The sequence below is a fragment of the Zobellella denitrificans genome, assembly GCF_002237365.1.
Taxonomy (GTDB): domain Bacteria; phylum Pseudomonadota; class Gammaproteobacteria; order Enterobacterales; family Aeromonadaceae; genus Oceanimonas; species Oceanimonas denitrificans.
Map to the genome: position 1 here is coordinate 1 of NZ_NMUO01000091.1, position 16,028 is coordinate 16,028.

General features: G+C 63.9%; 15 protein-coding genes. 12 read left to right on the forward strand and 3 right to left on the reverse strand.

From position 1 onward, the window contains the following. From CGX12_RS15870 to CGX12_RS15895, 6 genes are all read left to right on the forward strand, one after another. A partial coding sequence (locus CGX12_RS15870) for a GNAT family N-acetyltransferase (RefSeq protein WP_142995649.1) occupies nucleotides 1-219 on the forward strand: 219 nt, incomplete at its 5' end. Further along, nucleotides 207-1,070, forward strand: coding sequence for a DMT family transporter (locus tag CGX12_RS15875; RefSeq protein WP_094040828.1), 864 nt, complete (start codon nucleotides 207-209; stop codon nucleotides 1,068-1,070). The genes CGX12_RS15870 and CGX12_RS15875, both read left to right, overlap by 13 nt. Nucleotides 1,071-1,344: 274 nt before the next feature. Beyond that, nucleotides 1,345-1,713: a 30S ribosomal protein S6 gene (gene rpsF / locus CGX12_RS15880; RefSeq protein WP_094040829.1), complete on the forward strand. Its 369-nt coding sequence runs from the start codon at nucleotides 1,345-1,347 to the stop codon at nucleotides 1,711-1,713. 27 nt (nucleotides 1,714-1,740) lie between these two features. Beyond that, nucleotides 1,741-1,968, forward strand: coding sequence for a 30S ribosomal protein S18 (rpsR, locus tag CGX12_RS15885; RefSeq protein WP_014291460.1), 228 nt, complete (start codon nucleotides 1,741-1,743; stop codon nucleotides 1,966-1,968). A gap of 40 nt (nucleotides 1,969-2,008) precedes the next feature. Then, the gene (gene rplI, locus CGX12_RS15890) at nucleotides 2,009-2,458 is read left to right on the forward strand and encodes a 50S ribosomal protein L9 (protein WP_094040830.1); all 450 of its coding nucleotides are present in this window, start codon (nucleotides 2,009-2,011) and stop codon (nucleotides 2,456-2,458) included. A 96-nt stretch (nucleotides 2,459-2,554) separates the two neighbouring features. Then, entirely contained in the window at nucleotides 2,555-3,292 is a 738-nt protein-coding gene (locus CGX12_RS15895; protein WP_094040831.1) for a ferredoxin--NADP reductase, read from the forward strand. A 75-nt stretch (nucleotides 3,293-3,367) separates the two neighbouring features. Here CGX12_RS15895 and CGX12_RS19930 read toward each other — a convergent pair whose 3' ends face one another. Next, nucleotides 3,368-3,535, reverse strand: coding sequence for a hypothetical protein (locus tag CGX12_RS19930; protein WP_157772145.1), 168 nt, complete (start codon nucleotides 3,533-3,535; stop codon nucleotides 3,368-3,370). A 167-nt stretch (nucleotides 3,536-3,702) separates the two neighbouring features. Here CGX12_RS19930 and CGX12_RS15900 point away from each other — a divergent pair, with 167 nt between their 5' ends. Genes CGX12_RS15900 through gshA form a run of 3 tightly spaced genes read left to right on the forward strand, consistent with a single transcriptional unit; the run spans nucleotide 3,703 to nucleotide 9,120 of the window. Next, nucleotides 3,703-4,635 carry an NADP-dependent oxidoreductase gene (locus CGX12_RS15900; protein ID WP_094040832.1) on the forward strand — a complete coding sequence of 311 codons (933 nt, stop codon included), beginning with the start codon at nucleotides 3,703-3,705 and terminating at the stop codon, nucleotides 4,633-4,635. Between the two features lie 30 nt (nucleotides 4,636-4,665). Next, nucleotides 4,666-7,470 carry a M16 family metallopeptidase gene (locus CGX12_RS15905; RefSeq protein ID WP_094040833.1) on the forward strand — a complete coding sequence of 935 codons (2,805 nt, stop codon included), beginning with the start codon at nucleotides 4,666-4,668 and terminating at the stop codon, nucleotides 7,468-7,470. Nucleotides 7,471-7,527: 57 nt separating this feature from the next. Continuing rightward, on the forward strand, nucleotides 7,528-9,120 hold the full coding sequence (gene gshA / locus CGX12_RS15910; RefSeq protein WP_094040834.1) for a glutamate--cysteine ligase: 1,593 nt from the start codon (nucleotides 7,528-7,530) through the stop codon (nucleotides 9,118-9,120). Nucleotides 9,121-9,190: 70 nt separating this feature from the next. Here gshA and CGX12_RS15915 read toward each other — a convergent pair whose 3' ends face one another. Next, nucleotides 9,191-9,937, reverse strand: coding sequence for an outer membrane protein assembly factor BamD (locus tag CGX12_RS15915; protein WP_094040835.1), 747 nt, complete (start codon nucleotides 9,935-9,937; stop codon nucleotides 9,191-9,193). Nucleotides 9,938-10,050: 113 nt separating this feature from the next. On the opposite strand from CGX12_RS15915, the gene rluD reads away from it, so the two are divergent. From rluD to clpB, 3 genes are all read left to right on the forward strand, one after another. Beyond that, nucleotides 10,051-11,031: a 23S rRNA pseudouridine(1911/1915/1917) synthase RluD gene (gene rluD, locus CGX12_RS15920; RefSeq protein ID WP_094040836.1), complete on the forward strand. Its 981-nt coding sequence runs from the start codon at nucleotides 10,051-10,053 to the stop codon at nucleotides 11,029-11,031. Further along, complete coding sequence (gene yfiH / locus CGX12_RS15925; RefSeq protein ID WP_094040837.1) at nucleotides 11,022-11,747, forward strand: purine nucleoside phosphorylase YfiH; 726 nt, start codon at nucleotides 11,022-11,024, stop codon at nucleotides 11,745-11,747. Before rluD ends, yfiH begins: the two co-directional genes overlap by 10 nt. Before the next feature lie 110 nt (nucleotides 11,748-11,857). Beyond that, nucleotides 11,858-14,431, forward strand: a complete 2,574-nt coding sequence (gene clpB, locus CGX12_RS15930) for an ATP-dependent chaperone ClpB (RefSeq protein WP_094040838.1) — start codon at nucleotides 11,858-11,860, stop codon at nucleotides 14,429-14,431. Between the two features lie 59 nt (nucleotides 14,432-14,490). Here the strand turns inward: clpB and CGX12_RS15935 are convergent, their stop codons facing one another. Beyond that, entirely contained in the window at nucleotides 14,491-15,690 is a 1,200-nt protein-coding gene (locus CGX12_RS15935) for an NnrS family protein (protein ID WP_094040839.1), read from the reverse strand. Nucleotides 15,691-16,028 lie beyond the last annotated feature (338 nt).

Consider the following 16,028-nt stretch of genomic DNA (forward strand, 5'->3'; position numbering starts at 1 on the left):
GCGGTGGCCCGGCAGGCGAGGGGGCAGGGGCTGGCCCGGGAACTGATGCGGCGCGCCATGGCGGCGGCGGGCGAGTGTTGGCCTGGACGGCCGCTCAAGCTCGGTGCCCAGACCTATGTGCGGGATTTCTACCTTTCCCTGGGCTTCGTGCCCCTGGGGCCCGAGTACCTGGAAGACGGCATCCCCCACCAGCAGATGGAACTCGGGTGCAACGGATAAGGGCACGCATGGCCGCCGACCGCCAGTTGCTGGCGATACTGCTGCTGGTGCTCGGCAACCTGATCATTTCCTTCGGCGATGTGCTGGTCAAGCTGCTCGGCCGCACCGAGGTCGGGCCTTACCAGTACGTGTTTCTGCGCTTCGTGATGACCTCGCTGCTGCTGCTGCCGTTCTGGTGGCGGCTGCCCCGGGAGCGCAGGGGGCTGGGCCAGTGGAAAGTCCACCTGCTGCGTGGCCACCTGTTGCTGATGGGCTCGGTCTGCGTGTTTGTTAGCCTGATCCATCTGCCCCTGGCCACCGCCAACGCGGTGTTCTACGCAGCCCCCCTGCTGACGCTGCCGCTGGCCGCCCTGCTCAGCCGGGAGCGGGTTCGCCTGCCGGCCTATGGCATCAGCCTGCTCGGTTTTGGCGGCATACTGGTGGTGCTCAACCCGGCCGAGTGGCACTGGGCCGGCTGGGTGGCGCTGCTGACCGCCTTTGCCATGGCGGCCAGCAATGTGCTGGTGCGCCGTCTGCCCCAGGGGCGTTCGGTGCTGGCGACCCTGTTTCTGACCCAGGCGCTGGCGATACCGGTGAGTTTTGCCCTGGCCCTGCCGGACTGGCAGCCGGTCGGGGCCGAGGTCTGGTGGTTGCTGGTGGGCAGTACCCTGCTCGGCATCGTCTACCAGGGGGTGTGCGTGCAGGCCTACGCCATGGCCGAGGCCAGCAAGATCGCCGCCAGCGAGTATTCGGGGCTGATCTTCGTCACCCTGATGGGCATGGCGCTGTTCGCCGAGTTCCCCGACTGGAACCTCTATCTGGGGGCCATCATTGTCATTCTCGCCATCGGCCTGCAACGGCGACTGCGCTGACGCTTTAGCTTGAAGCTTGAAGCCCGAAGCTGGAAGACAAACAGCATTGCTGTGGGTTGGTGGCTTCATGCCTGCACCGCCGAGGCCGCGGTTCAAGGCAACCTTAAAAACCACTCGGGCAGCTTTCGGCTTCCGGCTCACAGCTTAACGCTTTCTTTTCCCCCGGTTATCCCTTACACTACGCGGCCTTAAAATCAGTCATTAAACATACGTTCCTTGCCTCCGCTGGTGTGACTGAGCCCGCGCCGAGGCTATAACCCGTAAGGAGCAATCCATGCGTCATTACGAAATCGTATTCATGGTTCACCCTGATCAGAGTGAACAGGTTCCCGGCATGATCGAGCGCTACACCGGCGCCATCACCACCTCCGGTGGCCAGGTTCACCGCCTGGAAGACTGGGGTCGCCGTCAGCTGGCTTACCCGATCAACAAACTGCACAAGGCCCACTACGTTCTGATGAACGTGGAAGCCGACCAGGCCGTGATCGACGAGCTGGAAACCAACTTCCGCTACAACGATGCCGTGCTGCGCAACATGATCATGCGCACCAAGCAGGCGGTTACCGAGCCCTCCGAAATGGCCAAGGCCAAGGAAGAGCGTCAACCCCGTCGTGACGACGCTCGTGTAGAAGCCGCTGAATAATTCACGTTTTAGCTGAGGAAGAAAATCATGGCACGTTATTTCCGTCGTCGTAAGTTCTGCCGTTTCACCGCTGACGGTGTTACCGAGATCGATTACAAAGACATCGCTACCCTGAAAAACTACATCACCGAGTCCGGTAAAATCGTACCGAGCCGCATCACCGGCACCCGCGCCAAGTATCAGCGCCAGCTGGCCCGTGCGATCAAACGCGCTCGTTACCTGGCCCTGCTGCCTTACACCGATCTGCACAAGTAAGCAGCGGCCTAACTCGCTCCATTAAAGAGGAAAGGTAATAATGCAAGTTATTCTGCTTGATAAAATCGCCAAACTGGGTGGCCTGGGCGACCAGGTAACCGTCAAGTCCGGTTACGCTCGTAACTTCCTGCTGCCCCAGGGCAAGGCCGTGCTGGCCACCAAGGACAACGTAGCGGCCTTCGAAGCCCGCCGCGCCGAGCTGGAAGCCAAGCTGGCCGACCAGCTGGCCGCCGCCCAGGCCCGTGCCGATCAACTGTCCGCCCTGGAAAACGTGGTTATCGCGTCCAAGTCCGGTGACGAAGGCAAGCTGTTCGGCTCCATCGGTGCCCGCGACGTGGCCGACGCCATCACCGCTGCCGGCGTGGCCGTGGCCAAGAGCGAAGTTCGCCTGTACGACGGCGTGCTGCGCAACGTTGGCGAATACGAAGTGGGTGTGCAACTGCACGCCGACGTCAAAGCCACCGTCAAGCTCCAGGTGGTTGCCGCCTAAGTCTGGCTGCTGCTTGAAAAAACCCGCGCTGGTCGCGGGTTTTTTATTGCCCGCAATAAGGCTAAAGTGGGGGAAAACCCCAACGGAGGCAAGCCGATGGCAGAGTGGATCAGGGGCAGGGTCAAGGCGCGCAGGCAATGGTCGGACAGTCTGTTCTCCCTGGTGGTGGAGGCCGAGGTGGCACCCTTCAAGGCCGGCCAGTTCACCAAGCTGGCGCTCGAGACCGAAGAAAAAAAGGTGGCCCGGGCCTATTCCTATGTCAATGCCCCGGGGCAGGATCCCGAATTTTACCTGGTCACCATTCCCGAAGGCCAACTGACCCCTCACCTGGCGGGACTCGCGGCAGGAGACGAGGTGCTGGTGCAGCGCCAGGCAGCCGGCTTCCTCACCCTGGACGAGGTGCCGCCGGGGCGGGATCTCTGGCTGATCGCCACCGGCACCGGGGTCGGCCCCTTCGTGTCCATACTGGCCGAGGGCGCTTGCTGGGAGCGGTTCGAGCATATCGTGCTGGTGCACGGGGTGCGTTTCACCGATGAGCTGGGATACCGGGAGCGGATCCTGGCCCTGACCAATGATCGCGCCGGCTTCCATTATGTCCCCTTCGTGTCCCGGGAAGCGGCGGCAGGCGCCGAGCCGGGCAGGATCACCCAGGCCATCGCCGATGGCCGGCTCGAAGCCCGGGTCGGCTTGTCCTTCAGCCCCGAACACAGCCGGATCATGCTGTGCGGTAACCCGCAGATGGTGCGCGATAGCATCCAGGAACTCAAACGCCGGGGGCTGGAAAAGCACCTGCGCCGCAGGCCAGGCCAGATCCTGATGGAAAATTACTGGTGAACACAAAGCCGCAAGCCTTAAGCTGGAAGCTTGAAGCAGCCCGAATTACTTCAGCTTCCGGCTTCCAGCTTGGTTTCACCGGGTCAGGTATATCATCAGGCTGAGGAAGGCGGCCAGCCCCCAGCCCAGGCCGATAATCCAGTAGAACACCCTGGCGCCCTGCTGGATGGGGATGCGGTTATAGAGCAAGAACAGGTACCAGAACAGGGCCGGGATCAGGGGGAGCAAGAACAGTCGGGTCATAGCAAAGGGCCTTTTGGTGAATCGCGTCCGGTTTGATGTGGCGGTTATCCATCTGTGCACTGTATCAATAGAGCATAGTCGAGCCAATTATCATTCAGGGCCGGTATGGAGCCATGCTATGGTGCGTTCAGTCCCGTGGCTCATCGAGAATGCACAAGGAGCGAAACATGAAACAATTGGTCATCCAGGCCTTTGGCGATGCGGATCAACTCAAGTTGACCGAGGCGGAACGGCCGGCCCTGGCGCCCGGCCAGGTCCGGATCAGGATGCACTATGCCGGGGTCAACCCCATCGATGCCAAGACCCGTGCCGGCCTCGGCTGGGGGGCCCAGGCCATCAAGGACAAGCTGCCCTGGTCACCCGGCTTCGAGGTGATGGGCACGGTGCTGGAGCTGGGGGTGGAGGTCAACTGTTATCAGCTGGGGGACCGGCTGTTCGGTCTGGTGGCCGGAGGCGGCTACGGTGAAGAGCTGGTGGTCGAGGCCGAGGAACTGCTGCTGGTGCCGGAGGGGGTCAGTGATGAAATGGCCGCCGGCCTGTCCCTGGCCGGCGCCACCGCCTGGCAGGGACTGACCGATCATGGCGCCCTCCAGGCCGGTGAGCGGGTATTGATCTCCGCCGCCGCCGGCGGTGTCGGCCACCTGGCGGTGCAGCTGGCCAAGGGCCTGGGTGCGACCGTGGTGGCCCTGGCCTCGCCCGGCAATCACGACTTTTTGCGAGGCCTCGGGGCGGACGAGGTGATCGACTACCGGGATCCGGCCGCCCTGGATGCCCTGGCGCCGGTCGATCTCTTCTTCGACCTGGTGGGCGGAACTTCCGGTGAAACACTTTTGTCTCACGTGAAGCCAGGTGGCCGGGTGGTGACGGTGCCGACCATCACCGCCCCGCAAGTGATCGCCGCCGCCGAGGCGCGCGGCCTCAAGGCCACCGGCATGCTCAGGCGCATCGACAATGAGCATCTGGATATACTGGCGGGGATGATAGCCGATGGCCGGCTGAAGGTGGAGGTGAGCCACGTCTTCCCCCTGGCCGAAGGCCCGGCGGCCCATCGCCAGATTGAAAGCGGCCACACCCGCGGCAAGGTGCTGTTGCGGGGCTGACAGCCCGGCTTGTTCACTTAAGGAAACACCATGAAGTACTGGTCCCTGTTGTTGCTGTTGTGTCCCTTGCTGGCGCCCGCCGCCCCCGTGCTGGTGGCGGAGGTCGACAAGGGACAGGATGAGCTGGTTATCCCCTACCGGATGTACCGGCTGGACAATGGCCTGACCCTGATCCTCAATCAGGACGACTCCGATCCCCTGGTGCACGTGGAAATGACCTATCACGTGGGTTCGGCCCGGGAAGAGCCGGACCAGACCGGCTTTGCCCATTTTTTCGAGCACATGATGTTCCAGGGCTCCAAGCACGTGGGCGATCAGGAGCATTTCCGCCTGATCAACGAAGCCGGCGGCACCATGAACGGCACCACCAACCAGGACAGGACCAACTACTTCCAGACGGTGCCCGCCAACCACCTGGAGAAGGTGCTCTGGCTGGAGGCGGACCGCATGGGGTTCCTGCTGGAGGCGGTGAGCCAGCGCAAGTTCGAGATCCAGCGGGACACGGTCAAGAACGAGCGGGCCCAGCGGGTCGACAACCAGCCCTATGGCCTGGTGGGCGAGCGCATGGGCGAGCTGCTCTATCCGCGTGACCACCCCTACAGCTGGCAGCCCATCGGTTATGTGGAGGATCTGGACCGGGTCGACGTGAACGATCTCAAGGCCTTCTTCCTGCGCTGGTACGGCCCCAACAACGCCACCCTGGTGATCTCCGGTGACTTCGATGTCGACCAGCCCCTGGCCTGGGTGGACCAGTATTTCGGCCCCATCCCCGCCGGCCCCGCGGTCGCGCGGGCCGAGCCCCGGCCGGCCCGGCTCGAGCAGAGCCGGCACCAGACCCTGGAGGATCCCCGCATCCGCCTGCCCATGCTCTATGTTTCCTATCCCACCGTCCATCTGGGCCATGAGCAGGAGGCGGCGCTGGACGTGCTGGCCAATGTGCTGGGTGGTGGCAAGAGTTCGCTGCTCTACCAGCAACTGGTGGAGAGCGGCAAGGCGGTGGGCGCCGGCGCCAGCCACTACTGCGCCGAGCTGGCCTGTACCTTCAGCATCTGGGCCTACGCCAACCCGTCCCGGGATGGCTCGCTGGCTGGCCTCCAGCAGGAAATCGACCGCATCATCGCCGCCATCCACGAGCGGGGTATCGATGCCGACGACGTCGACAAGGCGGTGACCCAACTGCGGGCCGAGCTGATCCTGGGGCTCGACAGCAGCCAGGGCAAGGCGCGGCAACTGGCCCTGGGCCAGGTGCTGAAGGACGATCCCCTCTACGTCATCAACGCCTGGCGCCAACTGGCGGCCACCACGCCGGCCGACGTCCGGGCGGTCTACGGCCAGTACCTGCAGGATAAACCCAGGGCAAGCTTAAGCGTGGTGCCCAGGGGCAAGACCGAATGGCAGGCGGCCGAGCCGGATTACCGGACGCCCGAGCGGCAACTGCCCGAGCGGGACCATATCGACGAACTGCCGCTGCGCGAGGTGGTGGACAACTTCGATCGCAGCCGGATGCCGGAGGCGGGGGCGCCGGTGCAGGTCCGGGTACCGGCCCTGTGGCGCCACACCCTGGACAACAACATTCAGCTGCTGGGCACCCTCAACGACGAGATCCCGGTGGTGTCGGTGATACTGTCGCTGCCCGGTGGCCAGCGGGCCGAGGTCGAGGGCGAGGAGGGGCTGGCGGCGTTGACCGCGGCCATGATGAACCAGGGCACGGCCCGGCTCACCAATGGCGAATTCAGCGAGGCGCTGGAGCGCCTGGGCGCCAGCGTCAATGTCCGCAGCGGCTTTTATACCAACCTTGTCGAGGTCACCAGCCTGACCGAAAACCTGGCCCAGACCCTGGCCCTGGTGGAGGAGCTCTTGTTCAGCCCGGGCCTGCGCGAGCAGGATTTCGAGCTGGTCAAGGCCCGTATGCTGGAGGGCATGGCCCAGAGCCGACACCAGCCTTCCTGGCTGGCCCAGCATGGTTTCCGCAAGCTGATGTACGGCGATACCCGCATGGGGCAGCCGGACGACGGCCGGCCGGAGACGGTGGCCAGGCTGACCCTGGCGCAGGTGAAGGACTTCTACGAGCGTTTCTACAACCCGGCCAACGGCCATGTAATAGTGGCCGGCGATCTGGCGCCCGAACAGGCCAGGGAGGCCTTCGCCTTCCTCGGCCGCTGGCAGGGCGAGGCGGCCGAGCTGCCGCCGGTGCGGGTGGCATCCCAGCCGGCCCGTGGCGGCATCTATGTGGTGGACGTGCCCGGCGCCGTGCAGTCGGCGTTGCGTATCGGCCGGCGCGCCCTGCCGCTGGACGCCACCGGCCCCTTCTTCCATGCCAACCTGATGAACTTCAACCTGGGCGGCAACTTCAACAGCCGCATCAACCAGAACCTGCGGGAAGACAAGGGCTTTACCTACGGCGCCAATTCCTTCTTCACCGGCAACCGGGATGCGGGGGTGTTCGTGGTGGCCACCGACGTACGCGGCGACGTGACGGCCTCGGCCATCGAGAACATACTGGCGGAGTTCGCCCGCTTCAAGGCCGAAGGTCCCAACCCGGCAGAGCTGTCCTACCTGCGCAGCAGCTATTCCCAGCAGGACGCCCTGGCCTATGAAACCCTGAGCCAGAAAGCCGGTTTCCTGTTGCAACTGGCGATGATGGAGCTGTCGCCGGATTACCTGAGCGAGCAACAGCGGATAGTGGCCGCCATCGACGGCGTTCGCCTGACCGAGGTGGCCGGCCAATGGCTCAAGCCCGACGACATGGTGATAGTGGTGGTCGGCGACAAGGCAAAACTTGAAAAATCGCTGGCGCAACTCAATCTTCCGGTGCAGGATTTGACCATTGACTGACGAGGCCACCGCCTCCCGCGGGTCCGCCTCGGCGGCCCGCGCCACAGAGTAACCATAATGACAGAAACAACCCTTTCCCTGGCCGAACGCATCCTCGCCCTGCAGGCTCCCGAGCGGCTGCCCGCCATCAAGGGCATCCGCCGCGGCATCGAGCGCGAATGCCTGCGCATCACCCCGGACGGTCACCTGGCCCAGACTCCCCACCCGGCCAGCCTGGGCTCGGCCCTTACCCACGCCAACATCACCACCGACTTTTCCGAATCGCTGATGGAGTTCATCACCCCGGTGTCCGACTCGGTGGAGATACTGCTGGCCCAGTTGACCGATATCCACCGTTACACCGTGCGCCACCTGGACAACGAGCAGCTGTGGCCGCTCAGCATGCCCTGCCTGCTGAAGGGGGACGAGCACATTCCCCTGGCCCGGTACGGCAGCTCCAACATCGGCCGGATGAAAACCCTGTACCGCCAGGGGCTGCACCACCGCTACGGCAGCCGGATGCAGGTGATCGCCGGGGTGCATTTCAACTTCTCCATGCCCGACAGCTTCTGGAGCGAGTGGCATCAGTTGGAGGGCAACGGCGGCTGCCTGCAGGATTTCGTGTCCGAAGCCTATCTGGGGCTTATCCGCAACGTCTACCGTTTCGGCTGGCTGATCCCCTACCTGTTCGGCGCCTCGCCGGCCCTGTGCGGTTCCTTCCTCAAGGGCAAGGATCATCACCTGCCGTTCGAGCGCCTGGGCAAGGGCACCCTCTATCTGCCCTACGCCACCTCGCTGCGGCTGTCGGATCTGGGCTATACCAACAACGCCCAGGCCGGGCTCAATATCTCCCTCAACAGCCTGGATCAGTACGTGGCGTCCCTGCGCCGGGCCATCGGCACCCATGCGGCGGAGTTCGCCAAAATCGGGGTGAAGGTGGACGGCGAATACCGCCAGCTCAACGACAATGTGCTGCAGATAGAGAACGAACTGTACGCCCCCATCCGTCCCAAGCGCACCACCGAGAGCGGCGAAAAGCCCTCCCAGGCACTGGACTCGCGCGGGGTGGAATACATCGAAGTGCGCTCCATCGACGTCAACCCCTTCGCGGCGGTGGGCATAGAGCAGTCCCAGATCCGCTTCCTGGATACCTTCCTGCTGTGGTGCCTGCTGACCCCTTCCGCGCCCCTGGGCGAAGAGGAGATCGCCCTCAACCGGCGCAACTTCACCAAGGTGGTGCTGGAAGGGCGCAAGCCCGGGTTGGAACTGGAGGTGTTCGGCGGCGAACACCTCGGTCTGCAGGCCCTGGGTGAGCGCTATTTCGAGGAACTGGCCGATGTCGCCCGGTTGCTGGACTCCTGCTGCGGCCGGGGCTGCTACCGGGAGGCGCATCGCCAGCAACTGGCGGCCATCCGCGATCCCTCCTTGACCCTCTCGGCCCGGGTGCTGAAGGCGCTGCAGGATACCGGCCAGGACATACTGCCCTTCGGCCTGGCCCTGTCCGCCCGCTACCACGAGCAACTGCTCAACAGCCGTCCCCGCTACTGGGAGGACAGCTACTTCGATGAAGAAGCTGTGCGCTCCCTGGCCCGCCAGCGCAAGATAGAACGCGCCGACACCCTGAGCTTCGACGACTTCCTGAGCGCCTACTTCAGCGACCAGCAGTTGTGAGTCTGATGGCTTTCTGGAAGCAGCAGGCCCCGCCAAGGCGGGGCCTGCCGTTTTTGGGAAGGGAGAAGCCTCAGCCGGCGGGGAAATTGGCCCTGAGCACCGCCTTGGCGTTGTTGGCCATGTCGGTCAGGCCCAGCCGCTCATAGGCGTCGGCCATGATTTCCAGGGCCGGTTTCATGGTGTCGGTATCCGGGTAGGACTGCACCACGAACTTGGCCCTGTTGGCGGCCGCCAGCCAGGCGCCGCGTTTCACGTAGAACTGGGCCACCGCCAGATCGTAGCGGGCCAGGCGGTTCTTCAGGCTGATCATCCGCGCCCGGGCATCGGCGGCATAGACGCTGTCCGGATGCTGGCGCAGCAGTTGGCGAAAGTCGGCGAAGGCCTGGCGGGCATAGGCCGGATCCCGATCGGCCCGGTCGATATTGAGCAACTCCTGGAAGAAGTTGTAGTCGGTGGCCATGTTGGTCAGGCCGCGCATGTACTGGGCGTAGTCCACGCTGGGGTGGTTGGGATTGAGGCGGATGAAGCGGTCGATATTGGCCAGCGCCCGGGCGGTATCGTCCTGCTTGTAGTAGGCGTAGATGAGATCGAGCTGGACCTGGTTTGAGTAGGCGCCAAACGGATAACGGGAGTCCATGGCTTCCAGCAATTCGGCGGCGCGGATAAAGTTGCCCGCCTGCAAGCGCTCCTGGGCCTCCTGGTAGAGTACCTCGGGCGGCTCATCCGGCACCGCATCCTTCTTGGTGCTGGAACAGCCGGCGGCGGCCAGCGCCAGGGTAAGAGTCAGGGTGAGCCATACGCTTCGTTGTTTAGCCATTGAATGAGTCCATTTTTGCGAGTCGGAAACTAAGTAAGCGGAAACTGATTAAGCTCAGCGTCAAGAACCGCTAGAATACCCAATTAAATTTCTTTTGGTAACCAGTGGTCTCTATGAGCCAGCAAATCGAACTGAGCGGCGTGGTCGCCGATCATCAATACGGTCAACGCTTGGATCAGGCGTTGGCGGAAATGTTCCCCGATTATTCCCGATCCCGCATAAAAACCTGGATCCAGCAGGAGCAGGTGCGGCTGGATGGCGAAGTCGTGAGCAAACCGCGGGAAAAGGTGTTGCCGGGGCAGCAGGTGCTGGTGAACGCCGAGCTGGAAGACGAGGTGCGGTTCGAGCCCGAGGCCATTGAGCTCAATATCGTCTACGAAGACGACCATATCCTGGTGATCAACAAGCCCGCCGGCCTGGTGGTTCATCCCGGCGCCGGCACCCCGGACGGCACCCTGCTCAACGCCCTGTTGCACCATTGTCCCGCCATCGCCGAGGTGCCCCGGGCCGGCATAGTGCACCGGCTCGACAAGGACACCACCGGCCTGATGGTGGTGGCCAAGACGGTGCCGGCCCAGACCCACCTGGTGGCCGCCCTGCAGGCACGGGACATCACCCGGGAATACGAGGCGGTGGCCATCGGCCACATGACCGCCGGCGGCACCGTGGACGCCAATATCGGCCGCCACCCCACCCAGCGCATCCAGATGGCGGTGACCCCGACCGGCAAGCCGGCGGTCACCCACTACCGGGTGATGGAAAAGTTCCGGGCCCATACCCGGTTGCGGTTGCGGCTCGAAACCGGCCGTACCCACCAGATCCGAGTGCACATGGCTTACCTCAAGCATCCCCTGGTGGGGGATCCCGTTTACGGCGGCCGGCTCAAGCCGCCGCGCGGCGCCAGCCCCGAGCTGCTGGAATTCCTGCGCGGCTTCAAGCGCCAGGCGTTGCACGCGGTGATGCTGCGCCTGGCCCATCCCGTCAGCGGTGAACTGATGGAATGGCACGCCCCGGTACCCGAGGACATGATAGCGCTGGTCGAGGTGCTGCGCGCCGACACCAAGGCCAATCCGGACGAGCTGGTATGGATGTGATACTGCCCGACTGGCCGGCACCGGCCAATGTCTGCGCCGCCCAGAGCTGCCGTCAGGGCGGCGTGAGCCAGGCGCCCTTCAACAGCCTCAACCTGGGCGCCCATGTGGGCGACCGGGTCCAGGATGTGGCCACCAACCGGGAACGGCTGGGTGCCTGCCTCAACCTGCCGGCGGAGCCGGTATGGCTGGAGCAGGTGCACGGCACCCGGGTGCTGATCCTGCCGACGGCGGATCAGGATCGCACTGCCGACGCCGTGGTCACCCGCACCCCGGGTCAGGTGTGCGCCGTGATGACCGCCGACTGCCTGCCGGTGCTGTTCTGCGACGACGCCGGCACCGTGGTGGGGGCGGCGCATGCCGGCTGGCGCGGCCTGGCCGGCGGGGTGCTCGAGGCCACCCTGGCGGCCATGCAGGTCGATCCCGATAGGGTGCTGGCCTGGATGGGGCCGGCCATCGGGCCCCGGGCCTTCGAGGTGGGAACGGACGTCAGGGAAGCCTTTATCGAGCACTCGGCGCTTGCGGCCGATGCCTTCATGCCCAGGGGCGACAAGTGGCTGGCGGATCTCTACCACCTGGCCCGGTTGCGACTGGCGGCGGCGGGGGTGCACCATATTTACGGCGGTGAACACTGTACCCACAGTGAAGCGGAGCGCTTTTTCTCCTACCGGCGCGACGGCCGCACCGGCCGCATGGCCAGCCTGATCTGGCTGGATTAGCAAAAACTTATGTTGTAGCCGGTTGAAATCCGGCCACAACCCCCCATCTTTAGTATCAGTAATCACTCTTTTGCTCCCGCCGCCGAGCGGCTCTTTCGAGGAGAATGCTGATGCGTCTTGATCGTCTGACCAGTAAATTCCAACTCGCCCTGCAAGACGCCCAGTCCATGGCGCTGGGGCGGGATCACGCCTACATCGAGCCCAGCCACCTGCTGCTGGCCATGCTCAACCAGGAAGGCGGTACCCTGCGCCCGCTGCTGACCACCGCCGGGGTGGACAGCAACAGCCTGCGGGTCGAACTCGACAAGGCCCTGGGCCGGTTGCCCAGGGTGAGCGGCGGCGACATGGACGTGCAGGTATCGCCGGTACTCGGCCGGTTGCTCAACCAGTGCGACAAGCTGGCCCAGCAGCGCAAGGATGCCTACATCTCCTCGGAACTCTTCCTGCTGGCGGCGCTGGACGACAAGGGCGAGCTGGGCGAGCTGCTCAAGCGGGTGGGGCTGACCAAGGACAGGCTGACCCAGGCCATCGATCAGGTGCGCGGCGGCCAGAAGGTGGACGATCCCAATGCCGAGGAAAACCGCCAGGCGCTGGAAAAGTACACCATCGATCTCACCGAGCGGGCCGAGCAGGGCAAGCTGGATCCGGTGATCGGCCGGGACGATGAAATCCGCCGCACCATCCAGGTGCTGCAGCGGCGCACCAAGAACAACCCTGTGCTGATCGGCGAGCCCGGGGTGGGCAAGACCGCCATCGTCGAAGGCCTAGCCCAGCGCATCATCAACGGCGAGGTGCCGGAAGGCCTCAAGAACAAGCGGGTGCTGTCCCTCGACATGGGCGCCCTGGTGGCCGGCGCCAAGTATCGGGGCGAGTTCGAAGAGCGGCTCAAGGCGCTGCTCAACGAGCTGGCCAAGGAAGAGGGGCAGATCATCCTCTTTGTCGACGAACTGCACACCATGGTCGGCGCCGGCAAGGGCGAGGGCGCCATGGATGCGGGCAACATGCTCAAGCCGGCCCTGGCCCGGGGCGAGCTGCATTGCGTGGGCGCCACCACCCTGGACGAATACCGCCAGTACGTGGAGAAGGACGCGGCGCTCGAACGCCGGTTCCAGAAGGTGCTGGTCAACCAGCCGACGGTGGAGGACACCATTGCCATACTGCGCGGCCTGAAGGAGCGCTACGAGCTGCACCACCATGTGCAGATCACCGATCCGGCCATCGTCGCGGCGGCGACCCTGTCCCACCGCTATATCGCCGATCGCCAGTTGCCCGACAAGGCCATCGACCTGATCGACGAGGCGGCCTCCAGCATCCGGCTGCAGATCGACTCCAAGCCCGAGCCGCTGGATCGGCTGGATCGGCGCATCATCCAGCTCAAGCTGGAAGAACAGGCGCTGCTGAAGGAAGACGACGAGGGCAGCCGCAAGCGGCTGCAACTGATCCGAGACGAACTGGCGGAGAAGGAACGGGAATACGCGGAGCTGGACGAAGTCTGGAAATCGGAAAAGGCGGCCCTGGCCGGCACCCAGCATATCAAGGCCGAGCTGGAGCAGGTGCGGCTGGAACTGGATGTCGCCCGACGCGCCGGCGATCTGACGCGGATGTCCGAGCTGCAGTACGGGCGTATCCCCGAGCTGGAAAAACAGCTGGACCTGGCCGCCCAGGCCGAGATGCAGGAGCAGCACCTGCTGAAAAACCGGGTTACCGATGAAGAGATCGCCGATGTGCTGTCGCGCTGGACCGGCATTCCGGTGGCCAAGATGCTGGAAGGGGAGAAGGAGAAGCTGCTGCGCATGGAAGAGAGCCTGCACGAGCAGGTGATCGGCCAGGACGAGGCGGTGGACGCCGTGGCCAATGCCATCCGCCGCAGCCGGGCCGGCCTGTCCGATCCCAACCGGCCGGTGGGCTCCTTCCTGTTTATGGGCCCGACCGGGGTGGGCAAGACCGAGCTGTGCAAGGCGCTGGCCGACTTCCTGTTCGACAGCCGCGATGCCATGGTGCGCATCGACATGTCGGAGTTTATGGAGAAACACTCGGTGTCCCGTCTGGTAGGCGCGCCTCCCGGTTATGTGGGCTACGAGGAAGGGGGCTACCTGACCGAGGCGGTTCGCCGCAAGCCCTATTCGGTGATCCTGCTGGACGAGGTGGAAAAGGCCCATCCGGACGTGTTCAACATCCTGCTGCAGGTGCTGGACGACGGCCGTCTGACCGACGGCCAGGGGCGCACCGTGGACTTTCGCAATACGGTGGTGATCATGACCTCCAACATCGGTTCGGATCTGATCCAGGAGCACAGTGCCGGCAAGGACTACCAGCAGATGAAAGCCATGCTGATGGAGGTGCTGGGACACCAGTTCCGGCCCGAGTTCATCAACCGCATCGACGAGATAGTGGTGTTCCACCCGCTGGCCGAGGATCACATCAAGTCGATCGCCCGTATCCAGATGCAGGGTCTGGTGGACCGGCTAGAAGCCATGGGCTTTGATGTGACCATCACCGACCAGTTGCTGGAAAAATTGGCCCACGCGGGCTTCGATCCCCTGTTCGGAGCGCGGCCGCTCAAGCGGGCGATACAGCACAAGGTGGAAGACCCGCTGGCCCAGGCCATTTTGTCGGGACGGGTGGTGCCCGGCAAGCCGCTGGAGCTGGACGCCAACGGCAGCGGCCTGGTGCTAAACCAGTAACCGGACCAGCAGAGGGGGGAGGCCATGCCTCCCCCCTCTTTACTTATTCCCTCATCGTTTCAGCCTGGCCGTCCGTCCACCCGGGGACGGGTCAGCACCGGCCAGTAGATCCAGCAGAACAGGCCAAAGGCCAGGATCCAGGCCAGGGCGCTGCCATGGTAGGCGATAACGGTCATGCCCGGCGCCAGCAGCGGCAGCAGGCTGCGCAACAGGGCGGCAACAATGATCAGGGCGAAGGCCACCACAATGGATCTGCCGATCTCCAACGGCCGGCCTGAGTGGCCCAGGGAAACCCGGGCGATCATGCCGAGGATCACCGCGGCCAGGGCGCCGGCGGTCAGCCAGTGGCTGGCCAGGGAGACGGTGATGCCCCACTGCTGCAAGGCGGCGGCCATGGCCAGCAAGCCCAGGGGGATAAACAGATAGCCGAGATGCAGTATCCACAACAGGGGGATCTTCAGGGTCAACCGGCTGTTCCAGCGGGCCAGTCGTGCCAGGTTACCGATGGCGGCGGTGAGCAGTATCAGAGCGAGCAGGCCATTGAACAGAGCCGTTCTGGGGAGCAACAACCAGCCCAGGGTGGAGAGCCAGAGCGCTCCCAGGCTCAGTTTTTCAAGCCAGGCGATTGGCTGCGGCTTCTCGGTATTGGTCGCCCGGGAAGTGAAAAAGGGGATCACCCGTCCGCCCATTACCGCCAGCAGGGCGGTCAGGGCCAGCACGGCGGTGATAAAGACCCGTTCCGCCAGCAGCCAGTTATGGCCGAAAGCGGCGTAGTAGCTCAGGGCATTGAGCAGGGTAAAAAAGGCGAGCAAAGGTACGAAGAACAAATTGCGCCATTGCTTGATCTGGATGATGGGTCTGGCCAGCATGCCCGCCACCAGCGGCAGCCAGAGCAGGTCGAGCACCATCACCAGAAGATTGAGTTCCCCCCGCAGCGGCATCAACAGCCGGGGCAGCAGCCAGAGCCCGGCCACCAGCGCCAGAGGCCAGCTGCGGATCCCGGGAATGCCGGTCCAGTTCTGGATGGCCGTCAGCACAAAGCCGGCGACAATGGCCAGGCCGAAGCCGAAGATCATTTCATGGGCGTGCCACCAGATGGGATTGGTGATGCCGGGCAAAAGCGGCGCCCCCGACAGGGTGAGGGCCCAGATGGCCATGGCCAGGGTGGCGAAGAGGGCGCCGCCCAGGAAGAATACCCGGAAGCCCAGGCGGAACAGGGGCCATATCTTGCTTTCTCTTTCTGCATCGAGGATCTGCATGGTGATACCTATACATGTATTTAATATACCCATTATAGGCGGCAGCGTATCGGAAACAGGGATCAGGATCAAAACAAGGCGGGAAAATGGTGTTTTGGTCGAGTTTTGAGCGAACGGTTTTTTTTTATCAAAAAAGCCCTTGCGCAAAAAGCGCGGCTCCCTATAATGCGCCCTCACTGACACGGCGGAACACGCCGGCGGTCACAAGCGGAAAAACTTCGGTTTTGAGGCTTGACGAATCAAACGGACGGCGTAGAATACGCAGCCCTGACCCGCTAACGGTCAACGCTCTTTAACAACTTATCAAGCAAACTGTGTGGGCACTCGCAGTGGTTGGG